General features: G+C 67.9%; 13 protein-coding genes and 2 riboswitches. Of the genes, 2 read left to right on the top strand and 11 right to left on the bottom strand.

Annotation, left to right across the window (positions count from 1 at the left end):
* Positions 1-10 precede the first annotated feature (10 nt).
* The 5 genes from RJQ01_RS11350 to RJQ01_RS11330 form a co-directional block, all read right to left on the bottom strand.
* Positions 11-1,480, bottom strand: a complete 1,470-nt coding sequence (locus tag RJQ01_RS11350; RefSeq protein WP_350476867.1) for a cell wall-binding repeat-containing protein — start codon at positions 1,478-1,480, stop codon at positions 11-13.
* Positions 1,481-1,626: 146 nt separating this feature from the next.
* Entirely contained in the window at positions 1,627-2,910 is a 1,284-nt protein-coding gene (locus RJQ01_RS11345; protein ID WP_350476840.1) for an MFS transporter, read from the bottom strand.
* Positions 2,907-3,695, bottom strand: a complete 789-nt coding sequence (locus tag RJQ01_RS11340; protein WP_350476839.1) for a fumarylacetoacetate hydrolase family protein — start codon at positions 3,693-3,695, stop codon at positions 2,907-2,909. Before RJQ01_RS11340 ends, RJQ01_RS11345 begins: the two co-directional genes overlap by 4 nt.
* Positions 3,696-3,759: 64 nt before the next feature.
* On the bottom strand, positions 3,760-5,667 hold the full coding sequence (typA, locus tag RJQ01_RS11335; RefSeq protein WP_350476838.1) for a translational GTPase TypA: 1,908 nt from the start codon (positions 5,665-5,667) through the stop codon (positions 3,760-3,762).
* 6 nt (positions 5,668-5,673) lie between these two features.
* Positions 5,674-7,347: a dipeptide ABC transporter ATP-binding protein gene (locus RJQ01_RS11330; protein ID WP_350476837.1), complete on the bottom strand. Its 1,674-nt coding sequence runs from the start codon at positions 7,345-7,347 to the stop codon at positions 5,674-5,676.
* Positions 7,348-7,397: 50 nt separating this feature from the next.
* Between RJQ01_RS11330 and RJQ01_RS11325 the strand changes: the two genes are divergently transcribed.
* Positions 7,398-8,003 (top strand): PH domain-containing protein, encoded by a 606-nt coding sequence (locus RJQ01_RS11325; RefSeq protein WP_350476836.1) that lies wholly within the window; start codon positions 7,398-7,400, stop codon positions 8,001-8,003.
* A 47-nt stretch (positions 8,004-8,050) separates the two neighbouring features.
* Here the strand turns inward: RJQ01_RS11325 and RJQ01_RS11320 are convergent, their stop codons facing one another.
* The 3 genes from RJQ01_RS11320 to RJQ01_RS11310 all read right to left on the bottom strand — a co-directional run bounded on the left by RJQ01_RS11320 (position 8,051) and on the right by RJQ01_RS11310 (position 12,646).
* Positions 8,051-9,232, bottom strand: coding sequence for an ABC transporter permease (locus tag RJQ01_RS11320; protein WP_350476835.1), 1,182 nt, complete (start codon positions 9,230-9,232; stop codon positions 8,051-8,053).
* Positions 9,232-10,755: an ABC transporter permease gene (locus RJQ01_RS11315; RefSeq protein WP_350476834.1), complete on the bottom strand. Its 1,524-nt coding sequence runs from the start codon at positions 10,753-10,755 to the stop codon at positions 9,232-9,234. Before RJQ01_RS11315 ends, RJQ01_RS11320 begins: the two co-directional genes overlap by 1 nt.
* A 124-nt stretch (positions 10,756-10,879) precedes the next feature.
* The gene (locus RJQ01_RS11310) at positions 10,880-12,646 is read right to left on the bottom strand and encodes an ABC transporter family substrate-binding protein (protein ID WP_350476833.1); all 1,767 of its coding nucleotides are present in this window, start codon (positions 12,644-12,646) and stop codon (positions 10,880-10,882) included.
* A gap of 420 nt (positions 12,647-13,066) precedes the next feature.
* Between RJQ01_RS11310 and RJQ01_RS11305 the strand changes: the two genes are divergently transcribed.
* Positions 13,067-13,867 carry a CPBP family intramembrane glutamic endopeptidase gene (locus tag RJQ01_RS11305; RefSeq protein ID WP_350476832.1) on the top strand — a complete coding sequence of 267 codons (801 nt, stop codon included), beginning with the start codon at positions 13,067-13,069 and terminating at the stop codon, positions 13,865-13,867.
* On the opposite strand, the gene gcvP is transcribed toward RJQ01_RS11305, so the two are convergent.
* The 3 genes from gcvP to gcvT are packed head-to-tail and all read right to left on the bottom strand — an operon-like array spanning position 13,864 to position 18,361.
* Positions 13,864-16,797, bottom strand: a complete 2,934-nt coding sequence (gene gcvP / locus RJQ01_RS11300) for an aminomethyl-transferring glycine dehydrogenase (RefSeq protein ID WP_350476831.1) — start codon at positions 16,795-16,797, stop codon at positions 13,864-13,866. The genes RJQ01_RS11305 and gcvP overlap by 4 nt on opposite strands.
* Positions 16,798-16,831: 34 nt before the next feature.
* On the bottom strand, positions 16,832-17,203 hold the full coding sequence (gcvH, locus tag RJQ01_RS11295) for a glycine cleavage system protein GcvH (RefSeq protein ID WP_350476830.1): 372 nt from the start codon (positions 17,201-17,203) through the stop codon (positions 16,832-16,834).
* A gap of 3 nt (positions 17,204-17,206) precedes the next feature.
* Complete coding sequence (gene gcvT, locus RJQ01_RS11290) at positions 17,207-18,361, bottom strand: glycine cleavage system aminomethyltransferase GcvT (RefSeq protein ID WP_350476829.1); 1,155 nt, start codon at positions 18,359-18,361, stop codon at positions 17,207-17,209.
* 33 nt (positions 18,362-18,394) lie between these two features.
* Positions 18,395-18,516, bottom strand: a riboswitch (glycine riboswitch).
* Positions 18,517-18,618, bottom strand: a riboswitch (glycine riboswitch).
* Positions 18,619-18,691: the final 73 nt, after the last annotated feature.

The raw sequence follows: 18,691 nt of genomic DNA, 5'->3' as shown, positions 1-18,691 counted from the left end.
GTGGCGCGGCTCAGCAGCGGTAGAAGCCCGCCACGTGGGGGGAGAGCGCTCCGAGCCCGCCGAGCAGCACGAGGTCGTCAGGGTTCTGGGAGCGCAGCGCGGCGTGCGCTGGCGAGGGCACGCACCCAGGGCGCACGGTGAAGAGGGGCGCACCGAGGGCGCCGGCGGCCGCACCGCCCGAGAGTGCGTCGGCGAAGCCGGTGCCCGTCGCGAGATAGCTGCGCGGAGCATCCGGAAAGTGCCCACCAGCGATGAGCGCCGCCGTCGCATAGCGGTCGGTGCCCGAGATGCGCTCGACGACGAGCCCGGCCGAGACGAGCGACTGCTGGATTCCCGAGGAGACAGCACTCGAGCCGCCGACGATGACGACGCGGCCGGTGCCCAGCTGCCGCAGCAGAGCGAGCGTCGCGGCGTCGGCAGTGCGGGACGCTCCGGCCACGAGCACGACCGGGGCATCCACCGACGCGGCGGCCGGGCCAGCGGCGAGAGCGTCGGCGTACCCCGCACCCGTGGCCAGGTAGACGACGGGGGCTCCGGTGCCGCCGTAGGAGTCGAGGGCGAGCCGGCGGGAGGTGTCGTACCGGTCAGCGCCGGACACGCGATCGACGCGCGAGGTCACGCCGCGCAGGGTCGAGATGACCGAGGAGGCAACGACTCCCGACCCTCCGGCGACGACGATGCGGTCGGGATCGAGCCGCCGCAGCTCGCGCAAGATCACCGACGGCACCGAGGAACGCGTCACGAGCAGCAGGGGCGCATCGGCGGCACCCGCGAGGGCCGCTGCGCTCAGGGCGTCCGGAAAGTCGAGCCCGGAGGCCACGTAGACGGTGCTCGCGCCCGAGGGAAAGGTGCGCGACGAGATCTGGGCGGAGGTCGCGAAACGGTCGCTGCCCGAGAGTCGGTGCACCTCACCGGGAGGTGTCGGCGGAGTGCTCGAGTATCGACCGAAATTCTGCGTGTAGTACAGGCGCCCCGTCGAGCTCGCCGCAATGCCGATGCCGATATCGGTGTGGTTGGCGAGCATGTTCGCACGATGACCCGACGAACCCGCCCACGCACCCACGACCGCGCTGGGGCTGTACCCGGCCGCGACGTTCTCTGCTGCGCGCGACCACCCGGCAGGGTACAGCAGGTGAAAGCCATCACGGTGGGACATGCGTGAGGTGCGCGCCTGCTGCACGGACCAGTCCTGGGCGATGTCGTTGAGCGCGGCGTTGAGCCGCAACGCCGGCAGGCCTTTCGAGGCGCGCAGCTCGTTGGTCTGCTGGAGGATGAGGGCGCGCTCAGACTCGTAGCTGCCGGCCGTGGGCAGCGAGCCTGACGCGGTCGCGAGGGAGCCCTGGGCCGCCGCGCCACCGCTGTGCTCCTCCGGCGCGGTCGCCGTCAAGCCCGGCTCGAGGGCGTCGACCTGCGCCGCGGTCGCGCTCACGGGCGCAGCGATGAGGGAGGCGGACAGCGCTATGGTGACGACGACGCGCATTCTCACGGTTCCCCCCGAACCCGCTGCAGCACCCTCGACCTCTCCCCGGTCGAGCCGAGTACAGATCACGCGGTGCCGTGTCGCGACCCCCTGTCGCGGCGTTCCCCCAGTCTAGGTGGCGCGCTCCCCGAAGCCGAGCTGCCGCGCTACCCCCTGTTCGCGGGGCGAACACCGTGCGGCGACAGGACCAGAGCTGCGAGCACGATACCGACGAGCGTCATCGTCACGAAGGACAGCCCCGAGTACCCGAGCCCCGCGAGCAGCGGGCCGGCGAGCGCCCCACCCACAGCACCGCTGCCGCTCATCAGCAGGTCGCTGCGACCCTGGACGATCGGCCGTCGTGCTGGCGCCGCCGACTCGGTCAGCAGAGCAGAGCCTGCGACGGTGCTCGCACTCCAGCCCAGACCGAGGAAGATCAGGCCAGCGACCACCCAGCCCTCGCTCTCGGAGCCGAGACCGGTCATCACCAGACTGGCCAGGAGCATCCCCTGCCCCAGCAGGATCGTCGGCCGCCGCCCGAGACGGTCGGAGAGGATGCCGAAGACGGGCGACAGCGCGTACATGCCAGCGATGTGCAGGCTGATGGTGAATCCCACGATCACAAGGCTGGCACCGTGATCCGCGAGATGAACGGGCGTCATCGCCATGACCGACACCATCGTCGCGTGACTGAGCGCGATCGACAGGAGCGCGAGTCGAATGCCCGAGCGATCGTCCACCGAGGCGACGGGAGGCTGGGCTGGTGTTCCCGAGCGCGCGGCCTCGGCCGCCGTCGAACGATCCTGCTCGTCCTGCCAGGCCGCGGCGAGCGCGAGCGGGTCGGGCCGGAGCCCTACGAAGTAGAGCGCGGCCGCGAGGCACTGAGCAAGAACGGTGAAGAGAAAGGGGCCACTGAGCTCGGGTAGACCGAGCAGAGAACCGAGGCTCTCTCCCGGTCCGATGAGGTTGGGGCCGCTGACCGCACCGATGGTCGTCGCCCAGACGACGAGGGACAGGTCGCGACCACGCGTCGCGGGAGCCGCAAGATCAGCAGCGGCGAAACGCGACTGCAGGTTGACGGCCGTGCCCGTGCCGATCAGCATCACTCCGAGCAGAAGCAGCGGGAAGCTGCTGATGCCAGCGGAAACCATGGCGAGCACCGCACCCACTGCGGCGGCGAGTGCGCCGGTCGCGAGAGCAGGAGCGCGCCCCGAGCGGCGGGCGAGTCGTGCGAGCGGCACGGCCGCGAGCGCCGCACCGAGGGTCACCATCGTCGCCGCCATGCCGCTGTAGGCCGGCGAGCCTGAGATGACCGAGGCGAGGATCGCCCCGATCGACAGGGTCGCCCCCATGCCCAGACCGGCGAGCACCTGCCCCACCATGAGCACCCGCCGGGTGCGGCGCTGCACCGCCGCCACCGTCTCGGCGGTCACCGGCACGGTGCTCGTCATGCCGGGTCGACCCGATCGTCGCGGTTCTTGGCGGGGTTGCTCAGCACACCGAGCCCCTCGATGTGGATCTCGACGGTCTGCCCGTCGACGAAGCCGCCGAGTCCGTTCGGGGTGCCGGTCATGATGATGTCGCCCGGCAGAAGCGTCCACGCATCGGTGATGAAGGCAATGATGTCGGGAATGGAGTGGATGAAGTCGTTGGTGTTGCCCTTGCGCCGCAGCTCGCCGTCGACGAACGTCTCGATCTCGAGGTTTGTGGGGTCGATGTCGGTCTCGATGTAGGGCCCGATCGGCGCGAAGGTGTCGTAGCCCTTCGCACGCGCCCACTGGCCGTCGGCGAACATGACGTCGCGGGCGGAGACATCGTTGCCGATCGTGTAGCCGAACACGACGTCCCTCCAATCCTCGCGCTTGACGCGCTTGGCGATCGCGCCGATCACGATCACGAGCTCGCCCTCGTGCGTGATGCGGCCGTCGACGGGCGGCAGGATGATCGGCTCACCGGGCCCGATGACCGCCGTGTTGGGCTTCATGAAGATCAGCGGCGTCTCGGCCACCTCGTGCCCCATCTCCGCGGCGTGCGCGGCGTAGTTCATGCCGACGCAGACGACTTTCGACCGCGGGATGACGGGGGCGAGGATGCGCGCCTGCGCGAGCGGCACGCGCTCCCCGGTCGTCTCGAAGCCGTGGAACATCGGGTCACCCGTGAGGACGACGAGGTGATCATCGTCGACGATCCCGAACTGCGGGGTCTGTCCGTCGGTGCTGAATCGCGCGATCTTCACCGCATCACCCTACTGCCGCGCGCGTGCCGATTCGATGCGAACGCATCGCTCCCGGATGCTCCGCTCAGGCATTCTGCTTCTTGAGGCGCGAGGCCGCTCGGGCGCGCAGAGTCTGATCGAGCTCGACCTTGCGGATGCGCACCTTCTCGGGCGTGACCTCGACGCACTCGTCCTCTCGCGCGAACTCGAGGCACTCCTCGAGCGTGAGCTGCCGGGGAGGTGTCAGTCGCTCGAGCTCCTCGGCCGTGGAGGAGCGGATGTTGTTGAGCTTCTTCTCCTTGGTGATGTTGACGTCCATGTCGTCGGCGCGCGAGTTCTCGCCCACGACCATGCCCTCGTAGACTTCCTCGGTCGGGTTTACGAAGAACGTCATGCGCTCCTGCAGCGTCATCATCGCGTTGCTCGTGACGACACCGGCGCGGTCCGCGACGATCGAGCCATTGTTGCGCGAGAGGATCGACCCCGCCCAGGGCTCATAGCCGTGGAAGATCGCGTTCGCGATGCCCGTACCGCGCGTGGTCGTGAGGAACTCGGTGCGGAAGCCGATGAGGCCGCGGCTCGGCACGAGGAACTCCATGCGCACCCAGCCCGTACCGTGATTCGTCATGCCCTCCATGCGGCCGCGACGGGCCGCGAGCAACTGCGTGATCGCGCCGAGATACTCTTCGGGCGCGTCGATCGTGAGCTCTTCGAAGGGCTCGTGGAGCTTGCCGTCGATCTGCTTCGTGACGACCTGGGGCTTTCCGACGGTCAGCTCGAAGCCCTCGCGGCGCATGTTCTCGACGAGGATCGCCAGAGCGAGCTCCCCTCGACCCTGCACCTCCCAGGCGTCCGGCCGCCCGATGTCGACGACGCGAATCGACACGTTGCCGATGAGCTCACGGTCCAAGCGATCCTTGACCATGCGCGCCGTGAGCTTGTGCCCCTTGACCTTGCCGACGAGCGGCGAGGTGTTGGTACCGATCGTCATCGAGATGGCGGGGTCGTCGACGGTGATCGCCGGGAGCGGACGGACATCCTCGGGGTCGGCGATCGTCTCGCCGATGGTGATCTCCTCGATGCCCGCCACCGCGACGATATCGCCGGCCATGCCCGACTCGGCGGGGTAGCGCTCGAGCGCGCGCGTCTTCAGAAGCTCGGTGATGCGCACGTTCGAGTGGGTGCCGTCGTGACGCACCCACGCCACCGTCTGGCCCTTCTTGAGCGTGCCGTTGAAGATGCGCAGCAGCGCGATACGACCGAGGAACGGGCTCGCGTCGAGGTTGGTGACGTGCGCCTGCAGGGGGTGCTCGTCGTCGTAGACCGGCGCGGGGACGTGCTGCAGGATCGCCTCGAAGAGCGGCTCGAGATCGTCGTTGTCGGGCAGCTCTCCGTCGGCGGGACGATTGCGGCTCGCCGCCCCGGCTCGACCCGAGGCGTAGATGACCGGCAGGTCGAGAATGGCGTCGACGTCGAGGTCGGGCACCTCATCCTGCAGGTCGCTCGCGAGACCCAGCAGCAGGTCGTGCGTCTCTTCCTCGACGGCTTCGATGCGCGCGTCGGGGCGGTCGGTCTTGTTGACGAGCAGGATCACGGGAAGCTTGGCGGCGAGCGCCTTGCGCAGCACGAAGCGGGTCTGCGGCAGTGGGCCTTCGCTCGCGTCGACGAGCAGCACGACACCGTCGACCATGCTCAGCCCGCGCTCGACCTCGCCCCCGAAGTCGGCGTGGCCGGGGGTGTCGATCACGTTGATCGTGATCTCTTGACCGTCGGCGTGCTTGCCCTTGTAGGTCACCGCCGTGTTCTTGGCGAGGATCGTGATGCCCTTCTCGCGCTCGAGGTCGTTCGAGTCCATCGCCCGATCCTCGAGGTGGGCGTGCGCGGCGAAGGAGTCGGTCTGGCGCAGCATGGCATCGACAAGGGTGGTCTTGCCGTGGTCGACGTGGGCGACGATCGCCACATTGCGCAGGTCGGTGCGGGTGGCGAGTGCCATGGTGAATCAGTCCTTGGTGGCTGCGCGCTGCTCTCGACGCTCCCGCTGCGCCACTGGGTCGGGCAGGGGAACAGCGGCGATGAGGCGCTGAGTGTAGGGATCTTGGGGGTTGCGCAGAATCTGATCGCGCGAACCCTGCTCGACCAGTCTACCCCGGTGCATCACCGCGATCCGGTGAGCAAGAATGTCCACCACCGCGAGGTCATGACTGATGAAGAGGCAGGCGAACTGCAGCCGCTGCTGAAGCTCCTGCAGCAAGTCGAGGAAGCGCGCCTGCACCGATACGTCGAGCGCGCTCGTCGGCTCGTCGGCGACGAGAAGCTCGGGAGTCAGCGCGAGGGCGCGCGCAATGCCGACCCGCTGGCGCTGCCCACCGGAAAGCTCGTGCGGGTAGCGGTTGCGGTAGCTCCTGGGCAGCTCGACGGAGTCGAGCAGGTCCTCGACGCGCGTGTTGAGGTCTGCACCCTGGGCCTCCCCGGCGAGGTAGAGCGGTTCGCCGATGCTCTCGCCGATAGGCATGCGGGGATTCAGGCTCGAGCCGGGGTCCTGGAAGACGATGCCCGCCTTCCGGCGCAGCGGCCTCAGGTCGCGGGCGCTCGCCGTCGAGATATCGATGCCCGCCGAGACGAGCCGCCCCTGCTTGATGGGCAGGAGCCCGACAGCAGCGCGCCCGAGCGTCGTCTTGCCGGAGCCGGACTCCCCCACGAGGCCGACGATCTCACCGGGGTAGACCTCGAGAGAGATGTCGTCAGCGGCGAGGAACGCCGGAACTCGACCGCGCTTCGGGTACTCGATCGAGACGCTCTGGAACGAGAGCGCAGGCTCGGCAGAGCGCGTGGCGCCCACGGTCGACCCCTCCTCGGTGAGGTTGACGCCGAGGTGGGGCACGGAGGCCAGGAGCGACTGCGTGTACGGGTGCTGAGGCCTCTGGAAGATGTCGAGAGCCGTGCCCTGCTCCACCGCCTCGCCATCCTTCATGACCAGGATCGAGTCGGCGAGGTCGGCCACGACACCCATATCGTGCGTGATGAGCACGATGGCGGAGTCGAGCCGCGTGCGCAGGCTGCGCAGCAGCTCGAGAATCTCGGCCTGCACGGTGACGTCGAGCGCGGTCGTCGGCTCATCGGCGATGAGGAGCACGGGGTCGCAGGAGATCGCCTGAGCGATCATGGCGCGCTGGCGCTGGCCGCCGGAGAGCTGGTGCGGGTACTTGTGGAACGCCGTGGCTGGGTCGGGCATGTCGACCTTGTCCAGGAGCTCGATCGCGCGCTCTTTCGCCTGGGCCGGCGTGAGGTCGAAGTGCGTGCGGAGGGTCTCCACGATCTGGAAGCCGACGGTGTAGACGGGGTTGAGGGCCGTCATGGGCTCCTGGAAGATGACGGCGATCTCGCTGCCGCGCACCTTGCGCAACTCGTTGGCGCCGAGCCCGGCGAGCTCGCGCCCCAGCAGCTGGATGGAGCCGGTGACGCGCGCGGTCGTCGGCAGGAGGCCGAGGAGCGCCATCGAGCTCGAGCTCTTGCCCGACCCGGACTCGCCGACGATCGCGAGCACTTCGCCGCGCTGCACCCGGTAGGTGAGCCCGACTGCCGCAGGGTAGTACTCGCCGTCGACCCAGAAGTCGACACCGAGGTCGGCGACCTCCAGCACGGTCTCGACGGCGGTGGAAGCGGTGGGGGTCACGGGAAGTCCTTCCGCGGGCTGTTCGTCAAGGGGTCTGCGACACTGAGTGCATGCGATTTCAGCCTGCGAGCTTTCGCCCGGCGTTCGGCCGAGTGCTCACCGTCGTCATTCTCGGCGTCGCGCTCGCAGGCCTCGCGGGCTTCGTCGTCGCGGGCGATCTCGAGGGTCTCGGGCGCTACGGCTGGTGGTTCGTGCTGCTCGGCGCGCTCGCGGTGAGCCTGTTCTGGACTCCGCGCGTGGAGGTGCTCGAGCACGCCATCATCGTGCGCAACCCGCTGAGCACCTGGCACGTGCCCTGGCCGGCCGTGCAGGTGGTGGACACGAAGTACGCCTTGACTCTCACCACACCCGCTGGTCGCATCGAGGCGTGGGCCGCGCCGGCCTCCGGCCGCTACACGGTCTTCCGTCTGAGCCCGCAGGACACCCAGGTGAGCGCCTCTGCGCGCGTCGCCGGATCGATCCGGCCCGGCGACACTCTCTCGAGCGAGAGCGGCGCCGCCGCGAATCACATTCGACGCCACTGGGAGGAGCTGCGCGATGACGGTCTGCTCGACAGCCCGCTCGAGCCCGGCTCGCTGAGGCGCACCTGGCACCCGGTGACGGCCGCGACGCTGATCGCTCTGACGGCGCTGGGCGTGCTCGGCGCGGTGCTCTAGGGAACGCTCGCCGCCGATCACGGGATGCTCGGCTCGCGCCGCGCTCATCACTGGGTCCTCCCCGCCGAGTCGTCGTCCGTCTCGGGCCGCGGCCCGACGCTGCCGACCGAGGTACCGCCCGCCTGGAAGCCGAGGCCCCGCGTGGCACTCGCCGAGGCCGCACGGCGCATCGACTCGCGGTTCTGCTTCGCGAGCTTGCGCGCGTTCGGCAGGCGCTTCTGGCGCGGGTCGAAGGCGTCGCGCAAGCCGTCGCCGAGGAAGTTGATGCACAGCGCGATCGCGATGATGAAGACGCCCGGCCACCAGAACAACCAGGGCCGGGTGCCGAACGCCGCCTGGTTCTCGCTGATGATCTTGCCGAGCGAGGTGTCGGGCGGTTGCACACCGAAGCCGAGGAAGCTCAGGGCCGTCTCGAGAAGGATCGCCGCCGCCATGAGCAGCGTGGTGTTGACGATGATCACGCCGATGGCGTTGGGCAGGATGTGCTTGAAGATGATGCGGCGATCGCTGGCTCCGGCGACGCGGGCCGCGTCGACGAACTCGCGCTCGCGCAGGCTCAGTACCTCGGCGCGCACGAGTCGCGCGAGACCGGTCCACGTGAAGAGGCCGATGATGATCGCAAGCACGAAGGCGCCGAGGCCGCCGAAGGCGCTGCCGAGCACCGCGCCGACGACGATGAGTGGGATCGTGATGACGATGTCGGTGAAGCGCATGAGCACTGAGTCGACCCATCCGCGGTAGTAGCCGGCGATCGCGCCGACGACCGTGCCGATGGCGGTGGCGATGAGCCCGACGACGACCATGATGACGACCGATTGCTGCGTGCCGCGCATCACGACGGCGAAGATGTCGCGGCCGATCTCGTCCTGACCGAACGGATGGTCGCCGATGCGTATGCCCTCGCCGCCGAGGAACGCCGGCAGGAGGCTCATGGTCGGCGCGCCGCCGTTCTGCGGGGTCGGAATATCGGTCCACGACCACTGCCACCACCCGGCGGTCTTCACGGCGAGATCGAAGACCGCGAAGTCGAAGCCCACCGAACTGAACGCGAGCACGACGATGAACGTGAGGACGATCATGGAGATCACGGCTCCGCGGTGGCGGAAGAAGCGGCGCCGGACGATCTGACCCTGGCTGAGGCCCTCGACCTCCTTGAGCTCGATCGAGTTCTCGGCGTCGGTGACACCCGAGTTGGCGTCGCCCGGTGCGGGGCTGGGGGAAGCATTCATCAGGACACCCGAATTCGCGGATCGAGAGCGGCATAGGCGAGGTCGGCGAGGAGGTTGAACAGGATCGCCAGACCGCCGACGACGACGAAGAAGGCCATCACGGGGTTGGGGTCGACCTGATTGAGGCCGTTGATGAACAACTGGCCCATGCCCGTCCAGCCGAACACCGTCTCGGTGATGACGGCCCCTCCGACAATGCCACCGATGTCGAAGGCAACGATGGTCGCGATCGGGATGAGGGCGTTGCGGAAGGCGTGCCGCACGACGACAGTGCGCTCGGTGAGCCCCTTCGCCCGCGCGGTGCGGATGTAGTCCTGGTTCATCACTTCGAGGAGGCTCGAGCGGGAGTACCGCGTGTAGGTCGCGAACGAGATCAGGATGAGGGCGATCGTGGGCAGCAGCAGGTGCGTGTAGATGTCGACGCCCTCGACCCACAGCGAGCCTTCCAGGTTCGGTGTCGAGGAGCCGATCGTCGCGATCGGTCGACCTCGGATGCGTCCGGACGCCGAATAGTCGTCCCACACGATCATGAAGCGGTCGAGAAGGATCGCGAGCGCCGTCACGACCCCGGTGAATACGGTGATGCGCATGATCGGGCCGCGGTCGTGCCCGCCCATCAGTCTGCCGACGAGCAGGCTGACTCCCACAGCGGCGAGACCGAGCAGGGCGAGCATCCACCATTCGGTGATGAAGAACGAGACGTAGTACTGGAAGGGGAAGTAGACCACGAGACCGATGCCGGCCGTCACGAGCGCGGCCCGTAGCGCCCGTCGGTTCTGCAGGCCGGTGATGAGCAGCGTGAATCCCACGGCGGAGCCGATGCCGGCGATGGCGACCCCGACGATCGTGAGGCCCGGCACGGTGAACCAGTCGACGAGGTTCATGATGACGAGGATCGAGACCGTCGCGCCGACGGCGATGACGAAGGTCGTGATCTTGCGCTTCACCGCACCGGGAATGATCGAGGCCCACAGGAGACCCGAGGCGGCGCTCAGGAGGGCGATGAGCCAGAGGGGCAGCTGCGGGTCGTCCTGGAGGAAGTCGTTGAACCCGATGGCGATGTACTGCTTGAGCAGCACCGCGACCCAGAAGATGGGCAGGGAGAAGAAGAGGAACGAGATGAAGGTGACGGTGTAGTCGTACCCGCTGTACTGGCGCAGCGCCGTCGTGATGCCGACGATGAGGCCGAGGATGATGGCGAGGATCGTCGCGATGGTGACGAGCTGCAGTGTCGAGCCGATGGCCTGCTCGAGAAGCGCGTTGACGTCGCGGCCTTGCACGCTGGTGCCGAAATCGAGTCGCAGCACGCCGAACAGCCAGATGAAGTACCGCAGAGGCGGCGCGACATCGAGATTGAGGAGCCGCGTGCGCGACTCGATGAGCTGCTCCTTGTTGGGTGCGCTGCTCGCGCGGAGATCCTCAAGAGGGTCTCCCGAGAAGGCGACCAGGTTGTACATGAGGAAGGTCGCCGCCAGAAGGACGAAGACCGAGGCGATGAGACGCCGGATGACGAATGTGGCCATGGAGCTGGCACCCTACCTATTCACGTTCCCTGGGCTCCCTCAGCGCGAGGCGCTGGAACCACCGTAGTGATTCCAGCGCCCGCACTGAGGACTGACACGAGTCAGTCGGTGGTGGTGCTACCGACTAGTTGCTCTCGGTCGGGGTCCAGTCCCAGACGTTCCAGAAGATCGTCGGGGAGAGGGGACCCGGGTTGACGTTCTCCACGCGGTCGGAGTACGCCGTGACGCCGGGGAACTGGAAGATGGTCAGACCGTAGAAGTCGTCCATCAGCAGCTTGTCGATCTGCAGCTGGATGTCGATCTGAGCCTCGGGGTCGAGGGTCACGTCCAGCTCGCTCAGCAGAGCGTCAACCTCAGCGTTGCTGTAACGGTTGAAGTTGTTGATGCCGTCCGAGCGGAAGGTCGCCGAGCTGTTCGTCACACCGAGGCTCGTCGACTGCCAGCCGAAGAAGGTCGCGTCGTAGGCGCCCGGCGTGCCGAGCAGACCGCCCCACTCGGGGCTGCCGCAGTCCTCGATCACGAAGCCCGCCTCAGTGGCCGAAGCCTGGATGAGGGCGAACTCGTTGACACGGCGCGGGTTGTTCGACGCGTACAGGATGCAGACGGCGGGGTCGGTGACGCCGGCCTCAGCGATGAGCGCCTGGGCGCCCTCGATGTCGACCTCTCCGAAGTTGGCCTGCATGCCGTTGTTCTCGACGGTCTCGTCATAGCCGGGTGCGCCCGGGAGGAAGAGCTGCGAGTTGCGCACCTCGGCCTCGGGGTTGAGCGGCTTGATGAGCGTGTCGACGATCTGCTGACGGGGAACCGTCTTGAGGAAGGCCTCGCGCAGCAGCGGGTTGTCGAACGTGCCGTTCTTCGAGCCCTCGAACGTGAGGTCGATGTGCTCGTAGACGGCTTCTTCGCCACCAAGGACGGTCACACCGTCGAGCGCTGCGAGAGCGTCGGCGACGTCGGCCGTGGCCTGGGGGCTGATGATGTCGACCTCGCCGTTGGCGAGAGCCTGCACCGCGGCGAGCGGGTCGGGGATGAACCGCACCGTCACCTCTTCGATCTCGGGCAGGTTGTCACCGCGGTAGTTCTCGTTCGCCGAGAGGGTGATGAACTGGTCAGCCACGAAGTCGGTGATGACGTAGGGGCCGCTGCCGATCACGAGATCGGTGTCCTCCGGCATCTCGCTGAAGTTGAAGCCCGAGTTCCAGAACGACGAGATGGCGGCGAGCGCCTCGGTGTCGTTGTTCTGCACGGCGTCGATGAGAGCCTGCTTGGCCTCGGATGCGTCCTCGATGCCGAGAGCCTTGCCCGCGGTCACGTGGGCCGGCATGCCGACACCGAAGATGAGCTCCCAGTCGACGAAGAACTCGTCGTAGACCAGCGTGATGGTCTTGCCGTCGATCTCGGGAACCTGCGAGACGAGCTCGAGGCCGGAGCCGATGGACCCGTCGAAGAACACGACGTCGGTCGGGTACTCGTCGGTGAACTCCCCGGTGTCGGGGTCGGTGAATTCGCTCGGGTCGAAGTCGGGGGTGTTGAGCACGCCCGAGTTGGCAACCCATTCGAGCAGCATGTCAGCGGCGTCGACAGGCGTGCCGTCAGACCACTGCGTGTCCTCGTTGATCGTGTACTGGACGGTCAGCGGGTCCTCCGAGAGGATCTCGTAGGTGCCGAACGACTCGTCACGCACGAGCGCGGGCTCGTTGTTGTAGTAGTTGAAGCCTGAGTTGGACATGTACACGATGTTCGCGTTGGCCGTGGCGTTACCGAACGACGTGTCGGGGTTGTACGAGTAGAACGCCTGGTTCCACGCGACACTGATGGAGCTACCCTCGACGACCTCGGACTGCGGCGCTGCGCAAGCCGAGAGAACGAGAGCGCTCGCCGCGACCGTGGCCACTGAGGCCCCGATTCTGCTGATTCGCAATTTTCCTCCTGTGCAAGATGGTTACGTGCGGCACCGACCTCCCGGTCGGCGACGCACGCGTGTTGGCTCTGACCATAGAGATGCTCAGCCATCCCCGCCAAACTGGCACGGCATTCGTTACGCGGCGGTGATCAAGTTCGCCGAAAAGCCGCGTTCGTACCGCATTACTGCGTGAAACGCTCGTACCTCACACGAATATTGTGCGCAGTGGCGCATCCTTGACGGTTTGCGCTCCTTCTCGGGGCGGACATCCGCTCGCCCGCAGCCACCCCTGGTCACCGGAGCCAAAAGGCAGACCGTGTTGTCCACTCTTTCTTGTGGAAAGCCCACAAATCACGCAGTCGCGCGCGCTCATTCGAGCGATCTCTCGGCAGCGTGCGGCACAGTCGAGCCATGACCGCAGACGCGCCACCCTCCGTGCCGGAGCCGGCTCCGCTCACGCGAGGGCGACTCCGCATCGAGATCCTCCTCGTGCTCGGGCTCTCCCTCGGTGCGAGTGCCGTGTACTCGATCGTCTCCATCACCAACCGGCTCACGCGAGAGGTGCCGCTCTCGCAGCAGACGGCCACGATCAACGCTTCACGTGACTCTCGCGAGATCTTCGACCTGGTGTACCAGTTGCTCAGCATCGCCTTCGGCCTGGTGCCCGTCGCTCTGGTCGCCTGGTTGCTGTGGAGCGCGGCGCGACCCCACCTCCACCGCCTCGGCCTCGATGCCACTCGGCCGTGGCGCGACCTGCGCGACGGCGTGGGACTCGCGCTGCTCGTCGGGGTGCCGGGCCTCGCGCTCTACCTGGGCGGGCGCGAGCTCGGCCTGACCGTCACGGTCGTGCCGACCGCGCTCGACGAGTACTGGTGGACCGTGCCCGTTCTGCTGCTGGCCGCGTTGCGCGCGGGCCTGGTGGAGGAGCTCATCGCGGTCGGCTATCTGTTCGCGCGGTTGCGCGACCTGCAGTGGAGCCCCTGGGCCATCATCCTCGCGAGTGCCCTGCTACGCGGCACCTACCACCTGTACCAGGGCTTCGGTGCGTTCGTCGGCAATGTGGCGATGGGCATCCTGTTCGGCTGGCTGTACACCCGAACCGGCCGCGTGGCGCCCCTCATCGTGGCGCACACCGCGATCGATGCGGCCGTCTTCGTCGGCTACCCCGCCACCGCGGCGGCCTTCCCCGACCTCTTCGGTGTTCCCGCTTAGGCCGGGCTCTCCGCGAAGCTCTCGATCGGCGGGCACGCACAGACCAGGTTGCGATCGCCGAAGGCCTGGTCGACGCGGCGCACAGGCGGCCAGTACTTGTCGGCGCGCGTCGCTCCGAAGCCGCCGTCGACGGTCGAGCCCGCGAGGGTGGCCGGGTAGGCGGCGAGCTCGCGTGAGTACGGGTGCTGCCAGTCGCCCACGATGACGCTCTCGGCCGTGTGCGGGGCGTTGACGAGCGGGTTGTCGTCGGCGGGCCACTCCCCTGTGGCGACCGCGTCTGCCTCGTGCCGAATCGCAATCATCGCCTGGATGAACCGCTCCAGCTCGGCGAGATCCTCACTCTCGGTCGGCTCGACCATGAGGGTGCCCGACACGGGGAACGACATGGTGGGCGCGTGGAACCCGTAGTCGACGAGGCGCTTGGCGACGTCGTCGTTGGAGATGCCGGTGCGCTCCTTGAGCGGCCGCAGATCGAGAATGCACTCGTGCGCGACGAGGCCGCGCTCGCCCGCATACAGCACCGGATAGTGCTCCCGCAGGCGGAGGGCGACGTAGTTGGCAGCGAGCACGGCTGTCGCGGTGGCCTCAGTGAGCCCCTCGGCTCCCATCAGTCGGGCGTATGCCCACGAGATGGGCAGGATGCTCGCGCTGCCGTAGGGCGCTGCCGAGACCGGTGCACCCCGGTGCTCGACGGTGCCGACGGAACCGGTGCGCATATCGAACGGCGGGTGCGCGTTCATCTGGGCGAGAGGATGCCCTGGCAAGAACTCGGCGAGGTGCGCCTTCGCCGCCACCGGGCCGACACCCGGCCCTCCCCCGCCGTGCGGGATGCAGAAGGTCTTGTGAAGATTGAGATGGCTCACGTCGCCGCCAATGTCGCCGAATCGGGCGCAGCCGAGCAGCGCGTTGAGGTTGGCTCCATCGATGTAGACCTGCCCGCCCGCGTCGTGCACCGCCGCCGTGACGTCGAGGATGTCGTGCTCGTAGACGCCGTGCGTCGAGGGGTACGTGATCATGAGCGCCGCCAGATTCTCGCCGTGCTCCGCGATCTTCGCCCGCAGGTCGCCCAGGTCGACGTCGCCGCTGCCGGTCGTGGCGACGACGACGACGCGCATCCCCGCCAGCACCGCGGAGGCCGCGTTGGTGCCGTGCGCGCTGGACGGAATGAGGCACACCGTGCGGTGGGTATCGCCGCGCGAGCGGTGGTAGCCGCGAATCGCGAGCAGGCCTGCCAGCTCGCCCTGGCTGCCGGCATTGGGCTGCAGGGAGACGGCGTCGTAGCCGGTGAGCTCGGCAAGCCAGTCCTCGAGCATGCCGATCATGACGAGCGAGCCCTGCACGTCCTCCAGCGGCGCGAAGGGGTGCAGACCGTTGAACTCGGGCCAGCTGACGGCAGCCATCTCGGTCGCGGCGTTGAGCTTCATCGTGCACGAGCCGAGCGGGATCATGCCGCGGTCGAGCGCGTAGTCGCGATCGGCGAGGCGCTTCAGGTAGCGCATCATCGCCGTCTCGCTGCGGTGAGCGTGGAACACCGGGTGCGTCATGTAGGTGGACTCGCGGTGCAGCGCAGACGGGATGCGGCCGGTGCCGTGCTCCCTCCAGCCGTGCGACCCGTGGTCGTGCGAGCCGAACGCGCTGACGAGGTCGTGAAGGTGCGCCACGGTGGTGGTCTCGTCGACCGAGATGCGGAGCGTGTCGTCGCCTTCCTGCCAGACCAGCAGATCGCGGTCTCGGGCGGCCGACGCGAGCGCGGCGGCCCGGCCCGGAACACGGACGGACAGCGTGTCGAAAAAGTCGCCGCTCTCCAGCTCGAAGCCCGCCTCCCGCAGCATGTCACCCAGTAGGAGGGCCTTCTGGGCGACGCGTTCGGCAATGCGGCGGAGTCCATCGGGCCCGTGGTAGACGCCGTACATCGACGCCATCACGGCGAGCAACACCTGGGCCGTGCAAATGTTCGAGGTGGCCTTGTCGCGGCGGATGTGCTGCTCACGGGTCTGCAAGGTCAGTCGGTACGCGGGGCGGCCGTCGGCGTCTCTCGAGACACCGACGAGGCGGCCCGGCATCTGCCGCTCGAGGCCCTCGCGCACGGCGAGATAGCCAGCGTGCGGGCCGCCGAATCCCATGGGCACGCCGAAGCGCTGGGTGGTGCCCACGGCAACGTCGGCTCCCAGTTCCCCGGGGGGAGTGATCAGCGTGAGAGCGAGAAGGTCCGCGGCGACGATCGCGAGGCCGCCGTGCTCCTTCATCTGAGCAATGACGGCGGACGGGTTCCAGATGCGGCCGGAGGCGGCCGGGTACTGCACGAAGACCCCGAAGGCCTCAGGGAGCTCTGCGGGGTCGGTCTCGGCAAGGGGTAGGAAGGCGAGGTCGATGCCGAGCGCCTCGGCACGCCCCACGAGCACGGCGCGGGTCTGCGCAAAGAGGTCGCTGTCAACGAGGAAGGTGTTCGAGGGGCTCTGGGAAGCGCGACGCGCCAGCAACATGCCCTCCACGACGGCGGTGGCCTCGTCGAGCATGGAGGCGTTGGCGGTGTGGAGGCCAGCAAGCTCACTGACCATGGTCTGGAAGTTCAGCAGTGCCTCCAACCGACCCTGCGAGATCTCCGGCTGGTACGGCGTGTAGGCGGTGTACCAGCTGGGGTTCTCGAGCACGTTGCGCTGAATCACGGCAGGGGTCACCGTGCCGTAGTAGCCCTGCCCGATGAAGCTCGTGCGCACCGTGTTGTGGTCGGCGATCGCCCGAAGCTCCTGCAGCACCTCGGCCTCGGTCGCGGGCTGGGGCAGGCTGCGCAGCGGGCTGGACTGGCGGATCGCCGACGGCACGGCCGCATCCATCATCGCGTCGAGGCTCGGGTACCCGAGTGCGTCGAGCATGAGTTGGCGGGCGTCGGAATCTATGCCGATGTGACGGTCGGCGAAGGCGTGGCTCACGGGGGACGATGCTCCTTGTGATTCGGCGGGTCGGTCAGACGCCTATGAGGGCGCGGTACTCATCGGGCGCGAGCAGAACGGGGCGCCCGCTGACACGGATCTTCACGAGCCAGCCCTCCCCGTAGGGGTCAGAGTTGATGGTCTCGGGGGCGTCGACGACACCCTGGTTCGCCTCCACGACTTCACCGTCGAGGGGCGCGTACAGCTCGCCCACCGACTTGGTCGACTCGACTTCGCCGACGATCGCGCCCGTGGCGAGGGCCTCGCCCACGGCGGGCAGCTCGACATAGACGACGTCACCGAGGGAGTCCGCGGCGTACTGCGTGATGCCCACGGTGGCGACATCGCCCTCGAGCCGAACCCACTCGTGCTCGGCGGTGTACTGCAGGTCGGTGGGAACGCTCATGGTCTAGGCCTTTCGACGGTAGAAGGGGAGGGCGACTACGGTGGCGGGCACACGGGTGCCGCGTATGTCGACGTCGAGCACGGTGCCCGGCGTGCGGTGGTCGGGGTGCACGAAGGCCATCGCGATGGGATGACCGAGTGTCGGCGAGAGTGCCCCACTCGTGACCTCGCCCACGGTGTCATCGCCGCGCAGCACGGCGTACTTGGCGCGCGGCGCACGCTTGCCGTCGGTGCGCAAGCCCACGAGCACGTGAGCATCCTCCGGCGGCCCAGCCTCGATCGCGTCCTTGCCGACGAAGCGAGGCTTGTCGGCGGCGACGACGCGGCCGACGCCCGCCTGCACCGGCAGTATGTCGCGGCTCAGCTCGTGACCGTACAAGGGCATGCCCGCCTCGAGCCGGAGCGTGTCGCGCGCGGCGAGCCCGCACGGCACGAGCCCGTGCGGCGCTCCGGACTCGAGAATCGCGCGCCAGAGGTAGACCGCCTGATCGTTGTCGACGTACAGCTCGAAGCCGTCTTCGCCCGTGTAGCCCGTGCGCGCGACGAAGACCGCGCTCTCGTTCCAGAGCATGCCCATGGCGGAGTAGTAGCCGAGGGAGTCGAACGTGCGGCCGCGCGAGAGATCGTCCCGCAGTGCCAGACCGTCGGTCTCCTCCAGAATGCTGCGTGCGGCCGGTCCCTGCACGGCGATGAGTGCCGTGTGCTCGGTGAGGTCGACGAGCTGCACCTCGAAGCCTGTCTGACGCTCGACGAGGGACTGCACTACAGCGTCGCGGTTCGCGGCGTTCGCGACAACCAGGAACTCGGCCTCTGCCGACGCGTAGACGATGAGGTCGTCGATGATGCCACCATCGTCGCCGAGCATCAGAGAATACTTGGCCTTGAGCAACGGCACAGTCGAGAGTCGGCCCGCCAGGGCGTAATCGAGAAAGACACCGGCATCCGCGCCGGAAACAGCGATCTCGGCCATGTGCGAGAGATCGAACAGCCCGGCAGCGGTGCGTACGGCCGCGTGCTCGGCCAGGTCGCTGCTGTAGCGCACGGGCATCTGCCAGCCAGCGAAACCGGTGAAGGATGCTCCGAGAGCGACGTGCTCGTCGTGCAACGGCGAAACGTGCAACGGCGAGGGTCTTGCTACGGGGGCGGAAGAGTCGGACACGGAGTTCTCCTGACGCGCGGCGGCCGGTGGAACTCCCCCTCTGTCATGGTGCCTGAGAGCTTCGCTCCACCCACACCAGGGGTGCCGGTCGTGGGTGTCGCTTTCACCGTGGGCGAGGGACTGCGACAGTCGTCGATCCCTGCTTTTCAGAGTGGCCTGGTCGAGCGGTACAGCGGACCTGAGAGATTGGCGGGGAGGCTTGCTCCTTCGGTGCACGAGCGGCGACGAATCGCCCCGTGCTCTCCCGCCCGACGTTGTGGCCGAGTGTGAAATTGTGCGATCAGACTACAACCCTTGGGTGCCGATCGGGTGACGACACAGGCCATGCCG

Origin of the sequence: Microcella sp. (assembly GCF_040286215.1) — a bacterium.
Lineage (GTDB): Bacteria > Actinomycetota > Actinomycetes > Actinomycetales > Microbacteriaceae > Microcella.
This window is presented reverse-complemented; position numbering and strand designations above follow the sequence as displayed.